Raw genomic sequence first — 24,769 nt, 5'->3', positions numbered from 1 at the left:
AGGTCTGAGCTCTCGCCAATGATCGCTCCCACCGTCTGAGGATCTCGATGCACCCCACTTCGCCAGACGTCGACACACCGACCATCGTGGTCGACATCGACGTGCTCTCCCGCAACATCACCGCTAAGGCGACAGCGGTCCGAACCAATGGGCTGCAACTCCGGCCACACGCGAAAACGCACAAGATTCCCGAGATCGCCTCGCTCCAAATGGAAGCCGGCGCCGTCGGCTTGACCGTAGCGACCATCGGCGAGGCCGAGATCTTCGCCGAGCACGGCGTGCACGACATCTTCAGCGCCTACCCGCTCTGGGTTGGCCGTCGTGCAGCTGACCGCCTCCGCGCACTGGCGGCCGGCGCCAGAATCACTGTCGGACTGGATTCGTGCGAGGCGGCCAGGGCCACGGCGTCGTCGCTGGGTCCTGCGGTCGGCGACATCGAGGTCTCCTTGGAGATCGACAGCGGTCATCACCGCAGCGGGATAGCGCCCGAGGCGACAGTCGAGGTCGCTCGCGCGGCGACCGAGGCCGGGCTCCGCGTCACAGGCATCTTCACCTTTCCGGGGCACAGCTATGGCCCGGAAATGCCCGTCCGCGCAGCCAATGACGAGCGACGCGCTCTGGCTGCTGCTTCGACATTGTTGACGGAGGCAGGTTTCGGGATCGTTCACCGCAGCGGTGGCAGCAGTCCGACGGCCGGCCTGTTGGACATCGCAGCCTCGGCCGCCACGGAGGTCCGACCAGGCGTCTACGTGTTCAACGATGCGCAGCAACTCGAACTCGGCAGATGTTCGGTCGACGACATCGCGCTAAGTGTCCTCGCAACCGTCGTGAGCAGACATGAAGGCACGAAGGACATTCCACGAAGGATCATCGTCGATGCCGGCAGCAAGATTCTGGGTGGCGATCGCCCGGCATGGACCACGGGTTTCGGGCGGCTTCTGGACCATCCGGACGCCCGCATCACTGCACTGTCAGAACACCACGCGACGATCGTCTGGCCCGAAACCGCTGCCTTGCCCGCTCTCGGCAGCCGACTGCGCGTCATCCCCAATCACGTATGTGTAGCAATCAATCTCGTCGACAGCGTCACCGTGGTCAGCGACGGCGACGTCGTCACCCGTTGGAATGTTGCCGCTCGAGGACGTAACAGCTGAATCGCGCTGCTCCCGCGCCTGAAGCGGAGAGAGCTGCTATTGCTTGGCCATGTTCGCGAATCGCGACAGATGCAGCTGGTGCGCCACCGTCACTGTTCGCGTCGGGCCGGCGCGGTGCTTGGCGACGATGAGATCCGCTTCACCGCCGCGCGGGTCGTCATTGTCGAACGCATCCGGACGATGAAGCAGCACAACCATATCCGCGTCCTGCTCGATCGAGCCCGACTCACGCAGATCCGACAGCTGCGGCTTCTTGTCCGTTCGCTGCTCCGGACCACGGTTCAGCTGGCTCATCGCGACCACCGGAACCTCCAGCTCCTTGGCCAAAAGCTTGATCTGCCGGGAAAATTCGGACACTTCCTGCTGGCGCGACTCGACCTTCTTGCCCGATGTCATCAGCTGCAGGTAGTCGATGACCACAAGCCTCAAATCTGTCTTCTGCTTCAACCGGCGCGCTTTCGCACGGATCTCCATCATCGTCAGGTTCGGCGAATCGTCGATGTAGAGCGGCGCCTCGCTGATCTCACTCATGCGGCGCGCCAGCTTCGTCCAGTCGTCGTCACTCATCTTGCCCGACCGCATATCGGCGAGCTTGATCCGCGCCTCCGCCGACAGCAGACGCATGACGATCTCGGTCTTACTCATCTCCAGCGAGAACACGATGCTCGGCAGGTGATGCTTGATCGAGCACGACCGCATGAAATCCAGGCCCAGCGTCGAGTTGTGCGTCGGGATCATCGACCGGCTCGCCAGATACATGTGACTGGCATTGTCGACCTCCACGCACCGCACCGGCACGCTCGGCACCGGCCGAACATCGACAATGACCCGCGAAGCGGAGCCTGAGACGCGACGCTCCTTATGCAGTAGATCCTTGCGGTGCAGACGAAAGACGCCGTCGCCGGCGATGAACCGAAGCCGGTCAGTCGCCACTGCCTCGCAGTGATAGCCCAGCGACACAACGAGTTCCGCGACGTCGCGCGTGAGATCCTCGTCAGCCAGCCCGAGTTCGATAGACCCGTCGCTCGCGACAGTTCCGGAGACATCAAGCAACCCCGCCAGCAGCGCCCGGCGGTGGCCCTCGGCTGCGCGCAAGTACTCCGTGGGAATGCCCTCGGCAGCATTCAGTGCGATCGCGCCATGCGACTCGGCGTCGATCCACATCTGGATCTCCGGGTCCGTCGTCGCTGCACCGAGCGAGGCACCCAACGCATACGGCGGCACCGGCAGCGCAGCCCCCGCGCCCTGCACCGCGTGCGTGTTATCGACCGTGTGGTGCGCACCTGACTGCAGCGTCTCAGCGATCTCTTGTGTGGTGTGAATCGCACCCGAGCTCAACCACTGATGCTCCGCGTCCGCGACGATCACTGTGCCATCAGAGAACTCGACCTCGAAGCACGGCCGCTCCGTCATCACCTCGGTCGCGGCGACCACGCGTGTCGGCAGCCCGTCCGGCCCGATCAGCTCGTCCCCGACTGAGACCTCGCCCATCGTCGTCCATCCGGACGGCGTCGGCAGCGGGGTGTCCAGCGCCAGCGCCTTTCCCATACCGGGGCGCGCCGCGACGACGATCATCTGACCCGGATGCAGCCCGTTGGTCAGCTCGTCGAGCTCGGTGAAGCCCGTCGGCACACCCTTGGAGACACCGCCCTGGGACGCGATCGCGTCTATCTCGTCCATCGTCGGCTGCAGCAGTTCTTCGAGCGGGACGAAGTCCTCGGTGGCACGCCGTTCGGTGACGTCGTAGATCTCCGCCTGCGCGCGGTCGACGATCTCGTTGACGTCGGCTCCCTCGGCACCGGCGTAGCCGTACTGCACCACCCTGGTGCCCGCCTCCACGAGCCGGCGAAGCAGCGACTTCTCCGCGACGATCTCCGCGTAGAACCCGGCGTTGGCCGCCGTCGGCACCGTGGAGATCAGCGTGTGCAGATAGGGCGCGCCACCGACGCGGCGCAGCAGCCCACGGCGGTCCAATTCTGCGGCCACAGTGACCGCGTCAGCGGGCTCTCCGCGGCCGTACAAATCCAGCACTGCGTCGTAGACGAGTTGATTGGCCGGCTTGTAGAAGTCGCCGGGGCGCAGACGCTCGAGGACGTCGGCGATCGCGTCCTTGCTCAGCAGCATGCCGCCCAGCACGGCCTGCTCGGCCGCGAGGTCCTGCGGCGGCTGCCGGCCGAAATCCTCGTTCGGAGGAGGCTCCATGGCCGCACGATCATCAGGCCGACCCAAGTCATCGACGACAGCCACGCGGTGACCTCACCCCTCCCCATTCGGTGTCGAACGGACGTTCGATGAGACTGTAAGCCGGCGCACCGACACTGCCCCCGCGGCGTCCGTCAACGTGTCCGCGACGGCCAACGCTAGACGTTGCTGTCGCGGACGCAACCACCCCTTGTTGACAGAGCTGTGGATGATATGTGGATAGGTCTGGTGAGTCATGTTGAGGTGCTGGGGACAACTTGTGGATCAACACTGTGATCTGGCCCGTTTCCGCAGATGATCGCCTGTTCGGAAGGCATCAGCTCTGTGGATGGTAAATCAGTCGGCGTGTCGACCCGGGTTGCCTTCCCGGGCGTGTTGCGTTTCGGCTGAGGGCCGAGCAGGTTAACACCGGGTAATGTTCGCTGTGGCAAGATTCGCCGGGAAAGTTCGCCGTGAGCACGACAACGGCCGGGTTCGGACCTCTCGGTCCTCACCCGGCCGTTGACTCGTGAATCGTTAGTTGGCGACCACGTTCACCGACACGGTCGCGGCCACATCGTGGTGGAGCCGGATCGTGACGGCGTGGGTGCCCACGCTCTTGATGTGCGCCTTGGGCAGCTGCACGGTGCGCTTGTCGAGATTCGGTCCGCCGGCCTTCTTGATCGCGGCGACCACATCGGCCGCGGTGACCGAGCCGAACAGCTTGCCCGAGTCCCCGGCGGTCTTCACCGCGAGCTGGACGCCGTCGAGACCCTCGAGAGCGGTCTTGAGCTCGTTGGCATGCTCGAGGCTCTTGACGCTCTTGAGCTCCTGGGCGCGCCGGATGTCCTCGGCCTGACGCTGCGCACCACGGGTGGCCACGATCGCCAGCCCACGGGGAAGCAGGTAGTTGCGTCCGTAGCCGTCCTTGACCTCGACCGCGTCGCCGGGCGTTCCGAGGTGCTCGACCTCGGCAGTAAGAATCAGTTTCATCTCAGTAGTCCTTACCGCGTCGCCGAGCTGAACGGCAGCAGCGCGACCTCGCGGGCGTTCTTCACCGCAATCGCGATATCGCGCTGGTGCTGAACGCAATTGCCGGTCACCCGACGGGCACGGATCTTGCCGCGCTCGCTGATGTAGGTGCGCAGCAGCGCGGTGTCCTTGTAGTCGATGTTCTGCCCCTTCTTCGAGCAGAACACGCACTTGCGTGTCTTGACCGGCTTTTCCGGAGCCGGACGCCTCTTGGTGGAGGACTTGGCCATGTGTCTAACTCTTTCTTGAAATCACTCGAATTGTGTTGTCTCAGAAGGGCGGTTCATCGTCGGCGCCGCCGAAGGAGCCCGACGCGGGCGCGCTGCCCCACGGGTCGTCCTTGGGCTGCTCGGAGCCGCGCGACGAGTTACCGCCACCACCGCCGCCGCCGAAACCGCCACCGCCGCCGCCACTGCGGCTCGCCTTGTTCACCTTCGCGGTCGCGTAGCGCAGCGACGGCCCAATCTCGTCGACCTCGACCTCGACCACCGTGCGCTTCTCGCCCTCACGGGTTTCGAAGGACCGCTGCTTGAGCCGGCCCGTCACGATGACGCGCGACCCACGGGTCAGGCTCTCGGCCACGTTCTCGGCGGCCTCACGCCAGATATTGCAGCGCAGGAACAGCGCCTCGCCGTCCTTCCACTCCCCGCTCTGCCGGTCGTAGATGCGCGGGGTGGACGCAACGGTGAAGTTGGCCACCGCGGCACCGGACGGCGTGAAACGCAGTTCCGGATCGGCGGTCAGGTTTCCTACGACGGTGATGGTGGTGTCACCAGCCACGAGTTCCTCCTTGGTGAGCGGACGTTGGGCGCGAGCCTACGCAGCGGCTCCGACGATCGGCACTCTTTAGTGCTTGTCGGTCCGCATCACCTTGGTCCGCAGAACGGACTCATTGAGGTTGAGCTGACGATCGAGCTCGGAGACCGTCGCGGGCTCGGCTTTGACGTCGACGATCGCGTAGATGCCCTCGGCATGCTTGGCGATCTCGTACGCCAGCCGGCGCCGGCCCCAGATGTCGACCTTGTCGACACTGCCACCGTCCTTGCGGATGACGTTCAAGAACGTCTCCAACGACGGAGCAACGGTGCGCTCGTCGAGTGTGGGGTCGAGAATGACCATGATTTCGTATGGACGCATAGGAACCCATCACCTCCTCTGGTCTGATCGGCCACGGCGTGTCCATGGCAGGAGGGTCGCCTGCGTCGGCAACCGGCCAAGGCTACATGACCAGGGAGGACAGAACGAAATCGCTACCGGCGAACGGGCCAGTCCCAGACCGTCATGTCGCCCTTGGGGTAGTTCATGCAGACATCGGTGGCGTGGGCGACGACGCCCTTGTTGTTGAAGAACAATTTGGCCCAGTTGCCCCAGCGGGTCGCGACCTGCTCGTAGTACACGTTGGTCGCGGTGTCCTCGGAGTACTGACGCCGCGCGACCGGGTCGAGCGAGAAGAACCAGTGGATGCGATCGAAGGCCATCTGCTGGATGTCGGCGGGGCGGTTGCTCCGGTCGATCATGTAGCGCTCGAAGTACACCGGGCTGGTGTCGCGGGCGGCCGCCATGTACTGCTCGACGTCACAGGTGGTGACGATGATGCGGTGCGGAATCGGATAGTCGTCGGTCGAATCCGCCTGGGCGGTGCCCGCCGCGCCGAACAGCGCGCCCGCGGCAGCAGCCGTCGCCAGTGCGGTCCGCAGCACTCGACTCGCCAAACCGGTCATGGTCGCTCCTACTTCGTCGAATGCGGGCGCGCGTCGCGCCGTGGGCCAACTATATAGCGCAGCTAGGCAGCTGCCCAGTCCGATGCTCAGCCGCCGTTGGTGACGGGGTTGGACGACAGCGTGATGAACTGGCCGTGCTTCCACACACCCCAGCGGCCACCCCACATCGACGTCCACACCACCGGCTCGTTGTTCCACATGTCGGCGGGCTTGCGAGGCGCCCAATTCGGCACCGGCTCACCCGGCGGGTTCGGCGGGAATTCAGCCGGCCCGGGCGGAGGCGGGGGCGGTTGAGCGACCGATGTCGCCGCTCCGAAGCCCAGCGCGCCTGCGGCGAACCCGCCGAGGATCACCGCGACGGGCACGGTCTTGGTGAGGAAACTCATGAGACGACTCCAGCCTGCAGACTGCAACGAGATGCTTAGCAAATATAACCACCATGCGGCACCGGGAAACACCCCGGTTTCGGAGTCCGGGCCGCCGGGTAGAGCGCGATGATGTCCCGGCCGGAGATCGTCGACCGGATTCTGGCCCACGGCGGTGTCCGCCGCACGGTGCGAGCCGGCTTCATCGCCAGCGGTCTCCTGCACTTCCTCATCGCCTATGTGATCGCCCGGATCGCGCTCGGCCGCGGCGGGCACGCCGATCCTTCCGGTGCCATGGCGACCATCGCCGCCGCCACCGACGGGGTGCTGATCCTGTGGGCCATCGCCGCGGCACTCGTGCCGCTGGCCGCGTGGCGTCTGACCGAAGCGCTCCTCGGTCTGCATCCCGCCGAAGGGGGCCGCGACCCCAGCGACGCCAGCATCGGCAACCGGCTCAAGGCCCTGGGCCTGCTGGGCGTCTACTGCAGCGTGGGGTACACCTGCGTGCGCTTCGCGGTCGGACGCCGCGAGCCGAGCAGCGAGCAGAACTCCGGCGCGAGTGCCGTTCTGATGCAATCGTTTTCCGGTCGAACCCTGCTGGTCGTCGTCGGGGCGGTCATCGCCGTGATCGGCGGCTACTACGCGTACAAGGGAGCTTCCCGCCGCTTCGTCGACGACCTGACCACCTCCGGCGGCAAGGTGGTCGTCGTGCTCGGCGTGTACGGCTACGTCGCCGAGGGCGTTGTCTACGCGTTGGCCGGGGTGTTGGTCATCGTCGCCGCCGTCCGGGCCGACCCGGCCAAAGCCGCCGGACTCGACGCCGCGGTCCAAGCGCTGGGGTCGGCGACATCCGGCGATGCGATCCTGTGGTTCGCCGCCCTCGGCTTCGCGTCCTATGGGCTGTACAGCTTGGCGTTGGCCCGCTGGGCGCGGATGTGACCGCGCGGCTGTAGCCAGTCCGGCACCCACGGTGCATACGCGTCCGGGGCGCGGTCGAACGGGCCGCCCGCCGGATCGTCTGTGCCGTGAGCGCGGACCAGGTCCAGCTCCGGCCGATAGATCTGACGAATGATCAACGCGCATAACGTGACCACCGCGACATCGCGAAGCAGCACCGTCGCGGTGAACCACTGCTCGGGCAACCCCTTGTTCTGTTCGCCGAACAGGTACAGCATGCGCGGCACCCAGACCAGCATGTCGATCGTCATCCACGCTAACAACACCCGCCGGTGCGGCAGCGCCAACACCGCCAACGGCACGAGCCACAGTGAGAACTGCGGACTCCACACCTTGTTGGTCAGCAAGAAGGCCGCCACCACCAAGAACGCGATCTGTGCGATACGTGGCCGGCGTGCGGCGGTCAGCGTGATGTAGCCGATCGCGATGCAACACGCCACGAACAGCGCGGCGCTGAAGGTGTTGAGCACCACCGGCGGCTCCCAGAAGCCGAGGTTCGGATCGAACCCCTGCCACCCGGTGAACGACTTCATTACGTTGTAGAGCGAATCCATGTCGTCGCCGCGACGGGTGTTGAGCCGGAAGAACTCCGACCATCCCCGCGGGAACAGGAGCATGATCGGCAGATTCACCACCAGCCAGGTCGCCCCCGCTGCGAGCGCGGTCTTGGCGACCTCCTGCAACCGCGACGTGCGAATGGCCAACAGCACCATGGGAATCAGCAGCAGCAGCGGGTAGAGCTTGGCCGCCACCCCGAGACCGATCAGCACGCCGGCGAGGACGGGCCGTCGTCGCGCCCACGCCAGCAACGCACCGGCGGCACACGCGGTCGCGAGGGCGTCGAAGTTGGTGAAGATCTGGAAGATCACCAGCGGTGAGGCCGCGACCAGGGCGGCGTCCCAGATGCGGCGGGCACCGGCCAGCAGCGCCGTCGCCCACACCGTCGTCAGCCACGCCAGCGCGAGTCCGAATGCGGAGATGTTGAAGAACATCACCACCTCGGCGATGATCGGCACCGACGTCAGCTTCGTCAGTGTCGTGTACGTCTTGGCCAGCGACATCGACAGGTACTGGTAGATCCCGGTCAGCACCGGATACTCCATGTAGCGGACCGCGGGGGTGCCGTCGTACTGGACGCGCGGCATGCCCTTCTCGTCGGTTTCCAGCCAGCTCGACTTGTATGGGAACTTCCCGAGATTCAGTAACTCCGCGGTGTAGAGCGGCACGGTGTCGGAATAGCAGAGCTCGTAGTACGCCCGGTTATTGGCCCAGTTGCCCACCCGTTGATCGGCGGTCCCCGTGCCCGTCGTCTGCAGGCACGCCGCCTTAGTCGAATAGCCCAGCGCCAGGAACACCAGCGCGATGAGCAACATCACCCGCAGCGGCGTCAGGAATCGGGTGCGACCGACCAGCGCGTGCCGGCCGACGGGGCCGCCGATGGTGCCCGACAGCGCGGCGCCGAGAGTGTCCGTGCGGCTGGGGAAGTCGCGATCATCGAGGCTCCGGAGATCACCAGCGAGTGGGGCTGGCGAGTGGACCTCATGCGGCGCACGCTCTTCCTCGGTACCGGCCGGCGGAACCGACGAGGTCACGGAGGCGGCGGCGGAGCGCCTGGCACCACCGGAGCCGGAGCACCCGGCGGTGGCGAACCGGGCACCGTCTCCGGACCGGGCGCAACTCCTACCGGGGCGGGCCCCGGCGTCGCCGGCACCGTCGTCGGCGGGCCCCACGGAATCGTGATGCCGGGCGCGATCTCCAGCGTCGGCTGGATCACCGTCTCCGACGGCGGAGGGGCAACAGTGGTCGACGGCGGCGGTGGCGGCGCCTGCGGCACACCGGCATAGCCGCCGATCTCCTCGGGCTTCGGGAACGACTCATTGTCGGTGCCGTCCAGGGCACCGTCCATCGTGGCTTTCCAGATGTCGCTCGGGATGCCGGAGCCGTACACCGGCGAGCCCCACTTGTTCTCGAGTGGCTTCGTGCCGTCCACGGTGCCGACCCAGACCGCCGTCGACAACGACGGCGTGTAGCCGACCATCCAGGCGTCACGGTTGGCGCCGGTGTCACCGAGCTGGTTGGTGCCCGTCTTGGCTCCCGACGGGCGGCCGCCGGCCAGCGCGTGCCCGTTGGAGTAACCGGCGATCGGCTGCATGGCGGCGATGACGTTGTCGGCCACTGCCTTGTCGATGCGCTGCTCGCCCGCGTTGTCCTCCTGGCTCGCGTCGAACAGGACCGTGCCCTCGGCGTTGACGACCTTCTGCACGAAGTGCGGCTTGTGGTAGACCCCGGACGCCGCGATCGTCGCGTAGGCCGACGCCATGTCGATCACCCGGGATTGATACTGACCCAGCACCACGCCGTTGTTCGGCGGTCCGCCCTTGCCGTCCTCGGACAGCGTGTGCTCGACACCGGGGAAGCTCTCGGCGATACCGGCGGCGTGCGCCGCGTCGGCGACGTCCTGCGGACCGTTCTTGAGCTTCAGCATCAGCCGGTAGTAGCTCGTGTTCAGCGATCGCTTCAACGCTTCGGCGATGTTGCAGTTGCCGCAGCTGCTGCCTTCGACGTTGGTGATCTTGATGCCGTCGACGGTGACCGGGGAGCTGTCGACCTGGTAGCCCAGCCCCATGCCCTGCTGCAGGGCCGCGACCAACGCGAATACCTTAAACGACGACCCGGTCGGCAATCCGGCCTGCGCGAAGTCGAAGCCGTTGGCGTCAGACCCGCCGTAATAGGCCTTCACGCCGCCGGTCTTCGGGTCGATTGACACCACGGCCGTTCGCATGTCCGGGTCCTGCCCGTCCATGTACTCGTTGACGGCGTCCAGTGCCGCGGACTGTGCCTTCGGATCGATGGTCGTGGTGACCTGCAAGCCCTCGGTGTTGAGCTGCTGCTCGCTGATGTTGAAGATGTCCATCAGCTCGTTGATGACTTCGCGTTCGATCAGGCCGTTGGGCCCGGTCGTCTGGTTCTGGGTGGTCGCCGCGTCAGGCGGGATCGTCGGCGGGAACACCTGCGTCGCGCGATCCTGCGCGGACAGCGCGCCGATGGACACCATGCCGTCGAGGACCCAGTTCCACCGCTCGGTGGCGGCCTCCGGGTCCACTGACGGGTCCAGGGCCGAGGGCCGCTGGATCAGGGCGGCCAGCAGCGCGCCCTCCGACACCGTCAGTTGTTCGACGGGCTTGTTGAAGTACGCCTTCGATGCTGCGGCCACGCCGTAGGCGCCGCGGCCGAAGTAGATGATGTTCAGATACGACTGCATCACCTGGTCTTTGGACCACTCGCTGGACATCTTGGTGGAGATGACCAGCTCCTTGGCTTTTCGGATCAGCCCACCGACGCCGGAGCGGGCGTCGCCGACCAACGCGTTCTTGACGTACTGCTGGGTGATCGTCGACCCGCCCTGCAGGTCGCCGCCGAAGATGTTGTTCTTGAATGCGCGCAGGAAGCCGGTGAACGAGAACCCCGGATTCGAATAGAAGTCCCGGTCCTCGGCGGCCATCACCGCGTCACGCACGTGCACCGGGATCTGGTCGATGTTGACGTCGACCCGGTTGCCTTCGGGCGGAATGATCTTCGCGATCTCCGACCCGTCGCTGGCCAGAATCGTCGACACCTGCGCCGTGCGGATGTCCCCGGGCTTGGGCACGTCGACGATCATGTACGCCATACCGAAGGTCAGCAGCGGCAGCACGATGAGAACGGCGGCGCACACGATCAGGCCGCGCCGCACCCACTTCCAGTTGACCTGCTCGCGCCACCCGGGCCGACGACCCGACGGGCCACCACCCGACCCTCCGCCACCCGTCGGGCGACGCGGCGGCGGCGGCGGTTGCTTGGGCGGCCGACCGTCGAGCGCACGTTTGACGTCGTCGATCGGGTCCCGCAGATGGCGCGGCCGTTCCTCCCTGACAGGAGGGAGCACCGTGGTCAGCCGGTCGTCGGGATGCGGACGCGCTGCGTGAGCGGGTCCGTCGGTCCGGTGCCGAGGCTGCTGGGGCCGGGGTTGAGGCTGGGGCTGGGGTCGCGCGCCACCGCCGTCGGCCGGCCTGCGCCCATCACGGGCTCGGTCGGGTGAACGGTCGGGGCGCCCCGGGTTATTCACTGGCCGTCCGCGCGGTGCTGCGCGCGGTCTGCGTGCGGCGCGGACGGGATCCCTTGGGCGGCGGAATGGCGCCCAGAACGTAGGACTTCACCAGGTGATTCCAGCTGCAAGTCCGACATACCTCCACTACATGGACCGAGAACTCGTCATAACGCGTCGCCAGCAGGACAAGCTCCTCGGCGGTGCGGGCCGATCCGGACACGGCGCCGAGGTGATCGCCGAACACCCAGGACACCAGCGTCAGCTGTTCCTTGCGGCAGATCGGACACATCACCGAACTGGGCTTGCCGTGGAATTTCGCGGCGCGCAACAGATAGGGGTTGGCGTCGCAGACCTCCGAGACACCGGTGCGCCCGGAATACACCTCGGCCAGCAGCGACCGGCGCCGCAGGGCGTAGTCCACCACCTGTCGCTGCAATCGCACGCTGACCAGAGTACGTCGGCCCTGCGACGGCGGAGGCGCGACGGGGCACCCGACTCGACCGGGTTCACAGCTGGCCTGCGAGATCAGCAATCCAACTCTTACGATCTCCGTCGTGGCTTCCGGCAGCTCAGCTCGCGGAACTTCGTGGACGCGCGCGAAAGACAGTGATCGGACCGACACGTGCCAGATCCTCGACACCGCGCTCGCCGAAGGGCAGCTGTCGATGACCGAGCACGGGGAGCGGGTGAAGGCCGCCACCAACGCGACCACGCTCGGGGAGCTCCAAGAACTGGTGTCAGACCTCCAGACCGCGAACGCCCCGACTCAGCTGCGCAAACCTCCGCGACGGCTGCCGTCGCTGCCCGGCGGCGCCGGCATCCGCATCGCGATGGCCGTCGTGCTGGTGGTGTTCGGGATCGCAATCGGCTGGGGCCTCTACGGCAACACCCCGTCGCCGCTGAACTTCACCTCCGACCCGGGAGCCAAGGACGACGGAATCCCCGCCGAAGTGCTCACCCCGCCGCGGCAGCTGCATTCCCTGGGTGGGCTCACGGGCCTGTTCACCCAGATGAAGCAGAAGTTCGGCGACACCACGGGGTACGACCTGACCATCTACCCCGACTACGCGTCGCTGGAACGGCCTGACCCGAACGAGCCTCGGCGCGCACTGAGCTACAGCTACCGAGGTGGGTGGGACGACCCCAGCGAGACGAGCATCGGCTCCGATGCGCGCGTCGTCGATCTGGGCGCGCTCGACATCCCCAAGCTGGTCGGGATCCTGCGCGGCGCTCCCGAGGCCGTGGGGATCGAGCCCAAAGAGGTCAAGTCGACGTACATGATCATCCGCTCCAACAGCGACATGACCGCTGCACCCGAGAGCATCGAGATCACCATCTACGTCACGCCCAATTTCGGGAACAGCGGATACATGGAGCTCAACGGCGATTTGACCGTCAAGCGCATGAACTACGCCAACGACTGAACCTGTCACTCCCGTCCTGCGACAGCGCACCCGTGTGGCGCTCAATATATCGGCGCGATACAGTTGCACGAGGTGTCGAACCGTCGTAGCGGCTGAATCATGGAGGAGGTGCCGGGATGCTCGAACTCGCCATCCTCGGGCTGCTCCAGGAATCGCCCATGCACGGGTATGAGTTGCGCAAGCGGCTGACCGGTCTGCTGGGAGCGTTCCGCGCGTTCTCCTACGGTTCGCTTTATCCCGCCTTGCGCCGCATGCAGGCCGACGGCCTGATCGTCGAGGACGCCGCCCCGGAAGGCACTCTCAAAGTGCGCCGGGCGCGTCGCGTCTACCAGCTCACCGAAGCGGGCAAGCAGCGCTTCACCGAACTGGTCGCAGACACCGGGCCACAGAACTTTTCCGACGACGGATTCGGCGTGCACCTCGCCTTCTTCAACCGCACCCCGGCCGAGGCCCGGATGCGGATTCTGGAAGGCCGCCGACGTCAGGTGGAAGAGCGCCGGGAAGGTCTGCGTGAAGCAATTGCGCGGGCGAGCAACTCGTTCGATCGCTACACCCGCCAGCTCCATCAGCTGGGCCTGGAATCGAGCGAACGCGAAGTCACATGGCTCAACGAGTTGATCGCGGCGGAGAAGTCGGCGCAGGGCCGCGCTGAACAGAGTTGAGCCGCAGTACCACCGCTACAGCCAAGTACCACCCATCACAGCAGTGAAGTAGGACAAGAGGAGAAGTCGTCATGACCGCAAGCAATGACGTCCGGGTCGCGATCGTCGGCGTGGGTAACTGCGCGTCCTCGCTCGTACAGGGCGTGCAGTACTACAAGGACGCCGACGAGAACGCCAGCGTGCCCGGCCTGATGCACGTCAAGCTCGGCCAGTACCACGTGCGCGACGTGAAGTTCGTCGCCGCGTTCGACGTGGACGCCAAGAAGGTCGGCTTCGACCTGTCCGAGGCGATCTTCGCGTCGGAGAACAACACCATCAAGATCGCCGACGTGCCGCCCACCGACATCGTCGTGCAGCGCGGTCCGACTCTCGACGGCATCGGCAAGTACTACGCCGACACCATCGAGGTGTCCGACGCCGAGGCCGTCGACGTCGTCAAGGTGCTCAAGGACGCCGAGGTCGACGTGCTGGTGTCCTACCTGCCCGTGGGTTCTGAAGAGGCCGACAAGTTCTACGCCCAGTGCGCCATCGACGCCGGCGTCGCCTTCGTCAACGCACTGCCCGTCTTCATCGCCTCGGACCCGGTGTGGGCCAAGAAGTTCGAAGACGCCGGTGTCCCGATCGTCGGCGACGACATCAAGAGCCAGGTCGGCGCGACCATCACCCACCGCGTGATGGCCAAGCTGTTCGAGGATCGCGGCGTCACGCTGGACCGCACCTACCAGCTCAACGTCGGCGGCAACATGGACTTCCTCAACATGCTCGAGCGCTCGCGTCTCGAGTCGAAGAAGGTCTCCAAGACCCAGGCCGTCACGTCGAACCTGCAGGGCTCGCTGGCCGGCAAGATCGAGGACAAGAACGTCCACATCGGCCCGTCCGACCACGTCGCGTGGCTCGACGACCGCAAGTGGGCCTACGTCCGCCTCGAGGGCCGCGCCTTCGGCGACGTGCCGCTGAACCTGGAGTACAAGCTCGAGGTGTGGGACTCGCCCAACTCGGCCGGCGTGATCATCGACGCGGTGCGCGCGGCGAAGATCGCCAAGGACCGCGGCATCGGCGGCCCCATCGAAGCCGCGTCGGCCTACCTGATGAAGAGCCCGCCCAAGCAGCTCGCCGACGACCTCGCGCGCGAGCAGCTGGAGCAGTTCATCGAGGGCTGATTCTTCGCGTCGAGACTGCGGGGAGATCGCCATTCCACCGGGATGGCCGATCTCCCCGCAGTCTCGTTTCGGGGGTCAGAAGCCCCGTTAAAAACCGAAGCCGAGCTCGGCAGGCACGTCACTGGCGAAGGTCTTGTCGAGTGCGGTGACGACACGAGAGTCCGTGCAGTGCAGTCGTTGTGCGGCGGCGAACGACGATGCGCGATGCGCGCCGAGGTACAGACTGCCCAGCACCGACACATCGAGGTGGACATCCGCCTCGGCGTCCGTGGGCTCGCACTGCGCGCGGCCATCGCGCGACGTCAGCGCGAAACGTCCACCGCGACCCAAGAACTCGTCGGAGACATCCAGCACCACCGCCAGATCAGCCGAGTACGCGCGCGCCTGCAGCACCGCGGGGATGTCGAGCATTCGCAGCCACAACCCGTCGAACACATCCGTGGTGCGCACCAGCCGCGGATCGGTCAACAGGTAGGGCAGCACATTCCCGGGGTGGGTGTGGACGCCGATGACGTCCTTGAGGTCGAGTCCGAGCAGGACCCGCCACAGCGCGATTTGCGCCTCCGCGGTCACCGCCGCGAACTTGGTCACCTCGGCGGTCGACTTCTCGTCACCGCGGTGCAGGCGGTAGAACGCGAAGCCGTCCGGATGCAGGAGGCAGTAACGCGGCGTTCCACCGTCTCTCGACGACTCCCGATCTGCCAGGACCTCGTCCCACAGCCGGGCCGGCGTGTGCAGGCCGCCGGGAGTCTGACGTCGCCAGCGCTCGTCGATGTCCTCCAGCTGGGCGCGGTGCTCCGCAGGCCGCACGATCCGTACACCGCCGGGATCGCGAACGCCGGGATGGAATCTCGCGGTGCGACGCTGTACCTCGAGCCGCTCCCAGACCGTTGCCGGGCCGTACCCGAAACGGCCGTAGATCTCGGCTTCGCTGGCCTCCAAGCCCGCGATCGGGTAGTCCTCCATCCGACGATGCAACTCGTCGAACATGCCGCTCAACGCACCCCGCCGACGGTGCGTCGGCGCGACCGCGACCATCGACACTCCGGCCATCGGTAGCACCGCCCCGCCGGGCACCGTCACCTCCAGATCCAGGAACAGCGCGGTGCCCACCACGGCGTCGCCGTCGCAGGCCACGACGGCACCGTCGCGAGCGACCAGGGAACGCCACACTGCGGCAGTCTCCTCTGGCTGTTCGTGCGCGAAGCCCGTCGCAGTGATCAGGCCCATCGCCGGCCAGTCGGCCTCCTCTGCACTGCGGAACGTGATGTGGGACATGGGAGACATGGCCTCGACGGTGGCACATCCGGCACACCGGTCGCATCCCAATATCAGCGCGGTGCGTAGTGTCCAACCATGGACGACACCGACGACGAACTGGCCGGGCTCTCCGAATTCGTCTTCCTTCCCGAGAATGCTCGGCAGGCCGGGGTCACCGGTGAACCGATGTCGGCCGCACGGATCGAGCGCGGTCCGGTCAGTGCCCTGCGTTTCGGCGACGAGCCGGTGCGCGTCGTGTTCCTGCACGGCGGCGGCCAGAACGCGCACACCTGGGACACCGTGATCCTGGGCCTCGGTCTGCCCGCGTTGGCGATCGACCTACCCGGGCACGGCCGGTCCGCATGGCGCGAGGACGGCGACTACGGCCCGGTGCGCAACGCTGAGGCCGTCGAGCCGGTGGTGCGTGACCTGGCACCGAACGCCGATCTGGTGGTCGGAATGTCGCTCGGCGGGCTCACCGCGCTGCGACTGGCTGTGAACGCGCCCGAGCTGGTGCGCCGCCTGGTCCTGGTCGACGTCACCCCGTCGGCACCTGAGCGGCACCGGCAGATGACGGACGCCCAGAAGGGAACCGTCGCACTGGTACAGGGCGAGCGAACCTTCCCGTCTTTCGCGGCGATGCTGGACGTGACCGTCGCCGCGGCACCGCATCGTGATCGAGAATCGTTGCGGCGAGGCGTGTTTCACAACTCGAAGCGGCTCGATGACGGCTCGTGGACATGGCGCTACGACTCGATCCGCACGGGTAAGGGCTTCGAGGGGCTCTGGGACGATGTGCCGCGGCTGCACACTCCGACGACGTTGATCCGCGGCGCGAACTCGTTCTTCGTCGACGACGACGATGCCGCCGAATTCGCCCGTACAGCACCCGGTTTCGGCGGCGTGCACGTCGTCGAGAACTCCGGCCATTCGGTCCAGAGCGATCAGCCGCGGGTTCTCGTTGACTTACTACGGGGTGTGCTCAGCAGCTGATCGCTTGTTCCGGCGACGCAGGATCGGCACCAGCAGGCCCGCGAATGCCAGCGCCGGCGCGGGCGTGCGGACGTCGTATCCGAGATCGCGCAGGATTCCGATTTCGACCGGGCTGAGTACCCTCACCCCCGGGCCTTTGTCGGTGCGCGCGTTCATCATCTTCTCGTTCGCGCCGGTGAAGGTGCTGTCGTCCAGGTGGCCCATCGAGCTGCCCTGGTCCCACGGGTTGGGCGTGTACAGCGGGACCAGGCCGCCGTACGCGGCGACTGCGTACCGACCGCCGAAGTACAGTCCGCCATCACCACCGGTCAGATTCGGGTCATACCGGGTGATCCACCGATGTTCCCGGCTGATGGGAGACTTCCCGTCGGCGGTTCTGACGAAGCGACTCCCCATGGCCCAGTCGCGGTCCGTGTTCTCACCCGGCGCTGAGATGCCGGTGCGAAAGCCGAACGAGTGCAGGAGCTCGTGCATCGCAGTCGCCGCGAAGTCGTACTCATCGCTTGTGACGGTGTCGCCCAGTCCCCAGTCGTGGTCGAAGTTCCAATCGATTTCGCCATCGGCGGCTTTGCCGTTGGCATCGATCCCGGTCAGCAGCTTCTTCTGCACGACGGACGGCCAGAACCCCGGTCGCTGACTGACGAGATTGCTGCCAGCGGCGGCGAGCGTCGTCGAGTCCGGATCGTCTTCGCCGTTGACCTTGTAGGTCAGGGTGACCGGCTTCTTCACCCGGAGATACACCAGCAGGTCATTGGCCGCATCTTGCAAGGCTTCCCGACGCTCGGGGGTCCAGTACTCCGCTCCGTTGGCGTAGTCGAACTCGAAAGTCACTGCGTCCTGGTTGATCAGTGCCGTCGCGCGGGTCCCGACGGGCCGGAAGACCTTGGGCCGCGCAGCCTCGTCGATGGCGATCACCCGGAATGTGTCGACACCGTTGAACGACGACCCCGGCGTGTAGGTGTACGTGCCGTCGTCATCGAGAGCTACCGATCCCGACTTGGGCGATCGAATCACGCGGTAACGGATCGGGTCGCCGTCAGGGTCGACGGCGCCGACCGTGCCGGTGATCGGTCCCTCGATCACCCCGCTGAGCTGCTCAGGGGCGACCGTGGGGGCCTTGTTTCGCTGCCGCTTCGGCGTTGCCGGTTCAGGCGCGCTGTCGTCGGATGTCTCGGCCTCAGCACCGGCGCGGCGGTCGGCTCGGCGAGAATCGCGGTTCGCGGCGCGGGTGTTCCTGGCCTCCGTGAGGCGGGCCCGCCGCGCCGCCGGACCGGTGTCGGCCCTGCTCTCACTCGACGAAGCTGACGTACCACCGGTCGAGTCGGCCGCGGCCACACCGATCTGCGGCCCGAGGACAGCTAGTCCCGCGGCCGCTCCCGCCGACGCCGCGGCCAGTGCCAGCCACCGCCGCACCGGGAGGTCGCCCCGCATCCCCCTTGTTCCCGGCTTGTTCCCCCGCACGAACGGCATCATCGACCCCTTGCTGAGCAGTTTCCTCGGCACGCTATACCGGCTGACCGCGAGCGCGCCGAGAATTCGCTGACAAGGCCGATCATCGGGCTGCCCACTGTTCCTGGACATCGGCTGTTCATTTGCTGGTTGTCTGCTGCTAGCCCTGCTGCCGTAGGTTCGCGCCGGTCCGGCCGTCCAGCCCACGGTCGGATTCCGCGCTGGAAGGAATCGAAAGCACCCATGACGCTCCTGCCGTTGAACCTGTTCGTCAGCCACGACGGGAAGTCGCGCCGCCAACACGTCACATGCGTGTTCAAGTGCGGCGACGCCTGCTCGAAGCCCGTACCCAACCGCAGCGACAACGAGTACTTCGGGGACATCGCCAAGGCGGTCTCGCGCCGCTCGATGCTGCAGGCGGGCGGCGTGGCCGTGCTCGCCGTCGGCGCCGGCTCCGCCCTCGCGGCATGCTCCTCCCCCACCCAGCCCGCACCCACGTCCTCGTCGGCGGCGCCCGCGCCCGGACCCGTCCCCGGGATGAACTTCGCATCAGTGGCACCCAACAGCGAGGACGCTGTTGTCGCCGCCGACGGCTACCGGCACGCCGTCGTCATCAGCTGGGGAGACCCGGTCCTGCCCGGCGCGCCCGCCTTCGACGTCGCCCGGCAGACCGGCGCGGCGCAGCGCGGCCAGTTCGGCTTCAACAACGACTTCGCGGGGTTGCTGCCCATCCCCGGCCGGCGGGATCGCTTCCTGCTGGTCACCAACTTCGAATACGTGACACCGCAGTTCATGTTCCCCGGCTACAAAGCCGACGCCCCCACCCGTGACCAGTTCGAGGTGGAGATCGCGGCCGTCGGGATGGGCGTCGTCGAGGTCGAGCGCACCCCGGACGGTCTGAAACCGGTGATGGGCACCTACAACCGGCGCATCACCGCCGACAGTCCCTTCACGCTCGTCGGGCCCGCCGCCGGAAGCGCCTTCCTTAAGACAGCGGCCGACCCCGACGGCCGCACCGTCTCCGGCACGTTCGCCAACTGCTCGGGCGGGGTCACACCGTGGGGCACGGTGCTGTCGGGCGAGGAGAACTTCCACGAGTACTTCGGCGCGGCCGAAGGCGCCCCGAAGCCGGGGCCGGTCGACGCCGACCGGATGGATCGCTACGGCGTGGAAGCCGAACCGACCGCACTGAAGTGGGAGACCTTCGACCCGCGGTTCGACCTCACCAAGAACCCGAACGAGGTGAACCGGTTCGGCTACGTCGTCGAGCTGAATCCGTGGGATCCGGCGTCGACCCCGGTCAAGCACACCGCTCTCGGCCGGCTCAAGCACGAGGGCGCCACCATCTACGTGACCGACGACGGCACCGTCGTCGCCTACACGGGCGATGATCAGCGCTTCGACTACATGTACAAGTTCGTGTCGTCGAAAAAGGTTCAGGCAGGTGCGGATCCGGCCGCCATGGCGCACAACATGACGATCCTCGACGAGGGCACGCTCTACGTCGCCAAGCTCTCCAGTGACATCCCGCCGGGACAGATCGACGGCTCGGGCACGCTGCCGGAGAAGGGTTCGTTCAGCGGAACCGGCACCTGGCTGCCCCTGCTGCGCAGCGGCCCCGGCGGGCAGGCGCAGTCACTGGTCGAGGGCATCACCGCGCAGGAGGCCGCGGTGTTCACCCGCATGGCGGCGGACAAGGCGGGCGCCACCAAGATGGACCGGCCCGAGGACTTCGAGGCCAACCCCAAGACCGGCAAGGTCTACGTGGCGCTGACGAACAACGACGAACGCGGCGCGCCGGGCGAGGCTGCACCGGACGCCGCGAACCCCCGCAACGACAACAAGAGCGGGCAGATCCTCGAGATCACCGACAACCACACCGGTACCGACTTCACCTGGGAGCTGCTGCTGGTGTGCGGTGACCCGGCTGCCGCTGACACCTACTTCGCCGGCTTCGACAAGACCAAGGTCAGCCCGATCTCCTGCCCTGACAACCTCGCCTTCGACAGTCACGGCAACCTGTGGATCTCGACCGACGGCAATGCGCTCGACTCCAACGACGGGCTGTTCGCCGTCGCGCTCGACGGCCCGAATCGTGGTGAGGTGAAACAGTTCCTGACGGTGCCGATCGGCGCGGAGACCTGTGGACCGGTGGTCACCGACACGCTCGTCACGGTGTGCGTGCAGCATCCCGGTGAGAACGACGACAACAGCATCGACGACCCCCAGTCGCGCTGGCCCGAGGGCGGCAACGGCACGGCCCGGCCGTCGGTGGTGGCGGTGTGGAAGGACAACGGCCAGATCGGCGTCTGAGCGCTGTCGAGACTGCGGGCAGATCACCTTTTCGCAAGAAATCGCGATCTCCCCGCAGTCTCGGGCAGGGCTACGGTGAGTAGATGACCTCCCCCACGCGACCCGTGCGCATCGGCGTGCAACTGCAACCCCAGCATTCGACCGAGTACCGCCACATCCGCGACGCGGTGCGCCGTTGCGAGGACATCGGCGTCGACATCGCCTTCAACTGGGACCACTTCTTCCCGCTGTACGGCGACCCCGACGGCGCGCACTACGAATGTTGGACCATGCTTGCCGCGTGGGCTGAGCAGACCTCGCGCATCGAGTTCGGCGCGCTGGTGACCTGCAACTCCTACCGCAACCCGGAGCTGCTCGCCGACATGGCCCGCACCGTCGATCACATCTCCGACGGCCGGCTGATCCTCGGCATCGGATCCGGTTGGAAAGAAAAGGATTACGACGAGTACGGCTACGAGTTCGGCACCGCGGGAAGCCGGCTCGACGACCTGGCCGCCGCGATGCCCCGCATCACGTCACGCCTGTCCAAGCTCAACCCTGCGCCAACGCGCGACATCCCGATCCTGATCGGCGGGCAGGGCGAAAAGAAGACGCTGCGCCTGGTCGCCGAGTACGCCGACATCTGGCACGGCTTCACCGACGCCTCCACCTATCCGCGCAAGGCCGAGGTCCTCGACGGCCACTGCGCCGACGTCGGACGGGATCCGTCGGCGATCGAACGGTCCTCCGGTGTGCCCGAGGGCAGCGAGGACGCGATGCTGGCCGGTGCCGAGTCGCTCGTCGGGCTCGGCGTCACGCTGCTGACCATCGGCGTCAACGGGCCCGACTACGACCTCACGAAGGCCGAGGCCCTGTGCCGGTGGCGCGACGGACGCGACGGCTGACATCCACGCGTTTCGGCTCTGAATGAGCCGAACCAACCGGGCCCGCCACGCCGCCCACTACGTTGCTTGAGATGAGCTGTAAGCGGACTGCGCGTCCGATCGTGAAATGGTTCGCACTGCTGTGGGTGGCCGGTCTGCTCGTCGCGATGGGGCTGGCCGCCCCGGCGGGCGCCCAGAACGACCAGTGCGCGCCGCCCGGGGAGCAGAGCGCCAGCGCACTGCCGACCAACCTGTCCGCGGCGGCGGCCGGTCCCGGTGCGGACAAGTACACGACCCCGGGCGTGAAGCCGCTGCAGGACATCGACGTCAACGCTCTCGGACTCTCACGCCCCGGCACGCTGACCGTGGGCACCCTGTCCGACGCCCCGCCGAGCATCTGCATCGACTCCGCGGGCCAGTTCACCGGCTATGACAACGAACTGCTCCGGGCCGTCGCCGACAAGCTCGGACTCAAGATCGAGTTCGTCGGCACCGAGTTCTCCGGACTGCTCGCGCAGGTGGCGTCGCGGCGGTTCGACGTCGGCTCGTCGTCGATCACCACCACCGACGCCCGCCGGCAGACCGTCGGCTTCACCAACGGCTACGACTTCGGCTACTTCTCGCTCGTCGTCCCGCAGGGTTCCGCGATCACCGGTTTCGACAAGCTGGCCGAAGGTCAGCGCATCGGCGTCGTACAGGGCACGGTGCAGGAGTCCTATGTCATCGACACCTTGGGGCTGCAGCCCGTCAAGTTCCCCGACTACAACACCGTCTACGCCAGCCTGAAGACCGGGCAGATCGATGCGTGGGTCGCGCCGTCGCAGCAGGCGCAGGGCACCGTGCAACCGGGCGATCCCGCCCAGATCATCGAAAACACTTTCAGTCTGGACAATTTCGTCGCCTGGGCGGTGGCCAAGGATAACCAGCCACTGATCGACGCGCTGAACTCGGGCCTGGACGCGATCATCGCCGACGGCACGTGGTCACGGCTCTACTCCGACTGGGTGCCGCGCGCCCTGCCGCCAGGCTGGAAGCCCGGCTCGAAGGCCGCACCGGTGCCGCAGCTGCCCGACTTCACCGCCATTGCCGCGCAGAACCAATCGGCAGCCGGCCCGGCGGCACCCGTCGCCCCCAAATCGACGCTCTCTCAACTCAAGGACTCGTTCCTGGACTGGAACCTGTATCGCCAGGCCATCCCCGATCTGCTGACGACCGGCCTGCCCAACACGTTGATCCTGACGTTCGCCGCGAGCGTGATCGGTCTGGTGCTCGGCATGGTGCTGGCCGTGGCCGGCATCTCGACGTCGCGGTTGTTGCGGTGGCCCGCACGGATCTACACCGACATCTTCCGCGGTCTGCCCGAGGTCGTCATCATCCTGCTGATCGGCCTCGGCATCGGTCCCGTCGTCGGGCATCTCACTGGGAACAACCCGTACCCGCTGGGCATCGCGGCGCTCGGGTTGATGGCCGCCGCCTACGTCGGCGAGATCTTCCGCTCCGGCATCCAGAGCGTCGACCCCGGCCAACTGGAGGCCTCGCGGGCTCTCGGCTTCAGCTACGCCACGTCGATGCGTCTCGTGGTGATCCCCCAGGGCGTGCGACGGGTGTTGCCCGCGTTGATGAACCAGTTCATCTCGCTTCTGAAGGCATCCTCGCTGGTGTACTTCCTCGGGCTGATCGCCAACCAGCGGGAGCTGTTCCAGGTGGGCCGCGACCTCAACGCGCAGACCGGCAACCTGTCCCCGCTCGTCGCCGCCGGCCTGTTCTATCTGGCATTGACGATTCCGCTCACCCACCTCGTGAATTTCATCGACGCGCGCCTGCGCCGCGGACGCCGACCCGACGAAGAGGACGACCCGTTACTCACCTCGACCGCCCAGGAGATGAACTGATGGCGACCACCACTGGACCAGACCCGGTGTCTCTGGCCGCCACGAACCTCCACCTGTCCTTCGGTCCCAACGCGGTGCTCCGCGGTGTCGATCTCGATGTCGCCGCGGGGACGTCGACCGCCGTCATCGGCCCGTCGGGCTCGGGCAAGTCGACACTGCTACGCACCCTGAACCGCCTCTACGAACCCGATCAGGGCGACATCCTGCTCGACGGGCGATCGGTGCTGCGCGACGATCCCGATCAGCTGCGGCAGCGAATCGGCATGGTGTTCCAGCAGTTTCAGCTGTTCCCCCACAAGACGGTGCTGGACAACGTCACTCTGGCGCCGCGGCGCCTCAAGGGCCTCGACGCCGATGCGGCCCGCGAGCTCGGGCTCGCTCAGCTCGACCGGGTCGGGCTCCGGCACAAGGCCGACGTGCGGCCGTCGACCCTGTCCGGCGGACAGCAGCAGCGCGTCGCCATCGCTCGCGCCCTGGCGATGTCGCCGCAGGTGATGTTCTTCGACGAGGCCACCTCGGCGCTGGACCCCGAACTCGTCAAAGGCGTGCTCGCGTTGATGGCCGAACTCGGCGCCGACGGCATGACGATGGTGATCGTGACCCACGAGATGGATTTCGCGCGATCCTTCGCCGACACCGTGGTGTTCATGGATCGCGGACGGGTGGTCGAGACCGGACCGCCGGAGCAGATCTTCGAAAAGGCGGAAACCGAGCGGTTGCAGCGCTTCCTCTCGCAAGTGCTCTAGAGATATTTACGGCAAAGCAGCTGACCGAGCGTCGCGTCGGCCGTCGACCAGTTAGACTGCCAAAACTATGGTGACCACGGAAGCGCAGGTCAGCGACGTTGCGGGCGATCTGCAGCGGGTGTTGGCCAAGTTGATGTCCGTGCTGCGCCATACCGGCAAGACGCCGACGGCCGGCGATCTGACGCTCGCGCAGCTGTCGATCCTGCTGACGCTGCTCGACCGGGGCCCGATGCGGATGACCGAGCTCGCCGCCCATGAGCGTGTCCGTACCCCCACCACCACCGTCGCGATCCGGCGTCTCGAGAAGCTCGGCCTGGTCAAGCGATCCCGTGACCCCTCAGATCTGCGCGCCGTGCTGGTGGAGATCACCCCCGAGGGTCTCGCCCAGCACCGCGACGCGCTGGCGTCCCGGCAGGCGCATCTGGCGCAACTGCTGAGCAAGCTCAGCGAAGAGGAACTCGCGGCGCTGTCGAATGCCCTTGCGCCCCTCGAGCGCATCGCCGAGTAACG

At 66.7% G+C, this 24,769-nt stretch carries 24 protein-coding genes; 11 read left to right on the top strand and 13 right to left on the bottom strand.

The window, feature by feature from the left end:
• Window positions 1–47: 47 nt before the first annotated feature.
• Window positions 48–1,154: an alanine racemase gene (locus PGN37_RS05480; protein WP_335330005.1), complete on the top strand. Its 1,107-nt coding sequence runs from the start codon at window positions 48–50 to the stop codon at window positions 1,152–1,154.
• Window positions 1,155–1,190: 36 nt separating this feature from the next.
• Here the strand turns inward: PGN37_RS05480 and dnaB are convergent, their stop codons facing one another.
• The 7 genes from dnaB to PGN37_RS05445 all read right to left on the bottom strand — a co-directional run bounded on the left by dnaB (window position 1,191) and on the right by PGN37_RS05445 (window position 6,474).
• A complete protein-coding gene (dnaB, locus tag PGN37_RS05475) occupies window positions 1,191–3,401 on the bottom strand; it encodes a replicative DNA helicase (RefSeq protein ID WP_335330004.1) in 2,211 nt (736 codons plus the stop codon).
• 471 nt (window positions 3,402–3,872) lie between these two features.
• Window positions 3,873–4,328: a 50S ribosomal protein L9 gene (gene rplI, locus PGN37_RS05470; RefSeq protein ID WP_335330003.1), complete on the bottom strand. Its 456-nt coding sequence runs from the start codon at window positions 4,326–4,328 to the stop codon at window positions 3,873–3,875.
• Between the two features lie 11 nt (window positions 4,329–4,339).
• Window positions 4,340–4,597 carry a 30S ribosomal protein S18 gene (gene rpsR, locus PGN37_RS05465; protein WP_335330002.1) on the bottom strand — a complete coding sequence of 86 codons (258 nt, stop codon included), beginning with the start codon at window positions 4,595–4,597 and terminating at the stop codon, window positions 4,340–4,342.
• A gap of 40 nt (window positions 4,598–4,637) precedes the next feature.
• On the bottom strand, window positions 4,638–5,147 hold the full coding sequence (locus tag PGN37_RS05460) for a single-stranded DNA-binding protein (RefSeq protein ID WP_335330001.1): 510 nt from the start codon (window positions 5,145–5,147) through the stop codon (window positions 4,638–4,640).
• Between the two features lie 66 nt (window positions 5,148–5,213).
• On the bottom strand, window positions 5,214–5,504 hold the full coding sequence (gene rpsF, locus PGN37_RS05455; RefSeq protein WP_003931678.1) for a 30S ribosomal protein S6: 291 nt from the start codon (window positions 5,502–5,504) through the stop codon (window positions 5,214–5,216).
• 113 nt (window positions 5,505–5,617) lie between these two features.
• On the bottom strand, window positions 5,618–6,088 hold the full coding sequence (locus PGN37_RS05450; RefSeq protein ID WP_335330000.1) for a DUF5078 domain-containing protein: 471 nt from the start codon (window positions 6,086–6,088) through the stop codon (window positions 5,618–5,620).
• Window positions 6,089–6,174: 86 nt separating this feature from the next.
• A complete protein-coding gene (locus PGN37_RS05445) occupies window positions 6,175–6,474 on the bottom strand; it encodes a hypothetical protein (protein WP_335329999.1) in 300 nt (99 codons plus the stop codon).
• A 108-nt stretch (window positions 6,475–6,582) separates the two neighbouring features.
• Here PGN37_RS05445 and PGN37_RS05440 point away from each other — a divergent pair, with 108 nt between their 5' ends.
• A complete protein-coding gene (locus tag PGN37_RS05440; RefSeq protein ID WP_335329998.1) occupies window positions 6,583–7,392 on the top strand; it encodes a DUF1206 domain-containing protein in 810 nt (269 codons plus the stop codon).
• Here PGN37_RS05440 and PGN37_RS05435 read toward each other — a convergent pair.
• From PGN37_RS05435 to PGN37_RS05420, 4 genes are read right to left on the bottom strand one after another with little or no spacing between them, the layout of a single operon-like run.
• Window positions 7,347–9,002: a glycosyltransferase family 87 protein gene (locus tag PGN37_RS05435; RefSeq protein WP_335329997.1), complete on the bottom strand. Its 1,656-nt coding sequence runs from the start codon at window positions 9,000–9,002 to the stop codon at window positions 7,347–7,349. The two genes, PGN37_RS05440 and PGN37_RS05435, sit on opposite strands and share 46 nt — an antisense overlap.
• A complete protein-coding gene (locus PGN37_RS05430; RefSeq protein ID WP_335329996.1) occupies window positions 8,999–11,335 on the bottom strand; it encodes a transglycosylase domain-containing protein in 2,337 nt (778 codons plus the stop codon). Before PGN37_RS05430 ends, PGN37_RS05435 begins: the two co-directional genes overlap by 4 nt.
• A 5-nt stretch (window positions 11,336–11,340) precedes the next feature.
• A complete protein-coding gene (locus PGN37_RS05425) occupies window positions 11,341–11,469 on the bottom strand; it encodes a hypothetical protein (RefSeq protein ID WP_335329995.1) in 129 nt (42 codons plus the stop codon).
• Between the two features lie 38 nt (window positions 11,470–11,507).
• Window positions 11,508–11,939, bottom strand: coding sequence for a DUF5318 domain-containing protein (locus tag PGN37_RS05420; protein WP_335329994.1), 432 nt, complete (start codon window positions 11,937–11,939; stop codon window positions 11,508–11,510).
• A gap of 112 nt (window positions 11,940–12,051) precedes the next feature.
• Between PGN37_RS05420 and PGN37_RS05415 the strand changes: the two genes are divergently transcribed.
• The 3 genes from PGN37_RS05415 (at window position 12,052) to PGN37_RS05405 (ending at window position 14,743) form a co-directional block, all read left to right on the top strand.
• Window positions 12,052–12,921: a DUF1707 SHOCT-like domain-containing protein gene (locus PGN37_RS05415; protein WP_335329993.1), complete on the top strand. Its 870-nt coding sequence runs from the start codon at window positions 12,052–12,054 to the stop codon at window positions 12,919–12,921.
• A 116-nt stretch (window positions 12,922–13,037) separates the two neighbouring features.
• Window positions 13,038–13,583 (top strand): PadR family transcriptional regulator, encoded by a 546-nt coding sequence (locus PGN37_RS05410; RefSeq protein ID WP_046364566.1) that lies wholly within the window; start codon window positions 13,038–13,040, stop codon window positions 13,581–13,583.
• Window positions 13,584–13,654: 71 nt separating this feature from the next.
• Window positions 13,655–14,743 (top strand): inositol-3-phosphate synthase, encoded by a 1,089-nt coding sequence (locus tag PGN37_RS05405; protein WP_335329992.1) that lies wholly within the window; start codon window positions 13,655–13,657, stop codon window positions 14,741–14,743.
• Window positions 14,744–14,830: 87 nt separating this feature from the next.
• On the opposite strand, the gene PGN37_RS05400 is transcribed toward PGN37_RS05405, so the two are convergent.
• Complete coding sequence (locus tag PGN37_RS05400) at window positions 14,831–16,030, bottom strand: enhanced intracellular survival protein Eis (RefSeq protein WP_335329991.1); 1,200 nt, start codon at window positions 16,028–16,030, stop codon at window positions 14,831–14,833.
• A 69-nt stretch (window positions 16,031–16,099) separates the two neighbouring features.
• On the opposite strand from PGN37_RS05400, the gene PGN37_RS05395 reads away from it, so the two are divergent.
• Complete coding sequence (locus PGN37_RS05395) at window positions 16,100–16,996, top strand: alpha/beta fold hydrolase (protein WP_335329990.1); 897 nt, start codon at window positions 16,100–16,102, stop codon at window positions 16,994–16,996.
• On the opposite strand, the gene PGN37_RS05390 is transcribed toward PGN37_RS05395, so the two are convergent.
• Window positions 16,973–18,427, bottom strand: coding sequence for an Ig-like domain-containing protein (locus PGN37_RS05390; RefSeq protein WP_335329989.1), 1,455 nt, complete (start codon window positions 18,425–18,427; stop codon window positions 16,973–16,975). The genes PGN37_RS05395 and PGN37_RS05390 overlap by 24 nt on opposite strands.
• 261 nt (window positions 18,428–18,688) lie before the next feature.
• On the opposite strand from PGN37_RS05390, the gene PGN37_RS05385 reads away from it, so the two are divergent.
• From PGN37_RS05385 to PGN37_RS05365, 5 genes are all read left to right on the top strand, one after another.
• The gene (locus tag PGN37_RS05385) at window positions 18,689–20,758 is read left to right on the top strand and encodes a PhoX family protein (RefSeq protein WP_335329988.1); all 2,070 of its coding nucleotides are present in this window, start codon (window positions 18,689–18,691) and stop codon (window positions 20,756–20,758) included.
• Between the two features lie 83 nt (window positions 20,759–20,841).
• Complete coding sequence (locus tag PGN37_RS05380; RefSeq protein ID WP_335329987.1) at window positions 20,842–21,642, top strand: LLM class F420-dependent oxidoreductase; 801 nt, start codon at window positions 20,842–20,844, stop codon at window positions 21,640–21,642.
• Window positions 21,643–21,713: 71 nt separating this feature from the next.
• Entirely contained in the window at window positions 21,714–23,513 is a 1,800-nt protein-coding gene (locus PGN37_RS05375; RefSeq protein WP_335329986.1) for an ABC transporter substrate-binding protein/permease, read from the top strand.
• Window positions 23,513–24,259, top strand: a complete 747-nt coding sequence (locus PGN37_RS05370) for an amino acid ABC transporter ATP-binding protein (RefSeq protein WP_335329985.1) — start codon at window positions 23,513–23,515, stop codon at window positions 24,257–24,259. The genes PGN37_RS05375 and PGN37_RS05370 overlap by 1 nt, the downstream gene beginning before the upstream one ends.
• Window positions 24,260–24,326: 67 nt before the next feature.
• Complete coding sequence (locus PGN37_RS05365; RefSeq protein ID WP_335329984.1) at window positions 24,327–24,767, top strand: MarR family winged helix-turn-helix transcriptional regulator; 441 nt, start codon at window positions 24,327–24,329, stop codon at window positions 24,765–24,767.
• The last annotated feature ends 2 nt before the right edge of the window (window positions 24,768–24,769 follow it).

This window comes from Mycobacterium kyogaense (assembly GCF_036946525.1).
Taxonomy (GTDB): domain Bacteria; phylum Actinomycetota; class Actinomycetes; order Mycobacteriales; family Mycobacteriaceae; genus Mycobacterium; species Mycobacterium kyogaense_A.
Note: the sequence above shows the minus strand (reverse complement) of the source record. Positions and strands in the feature narration are given on the sequence as shown.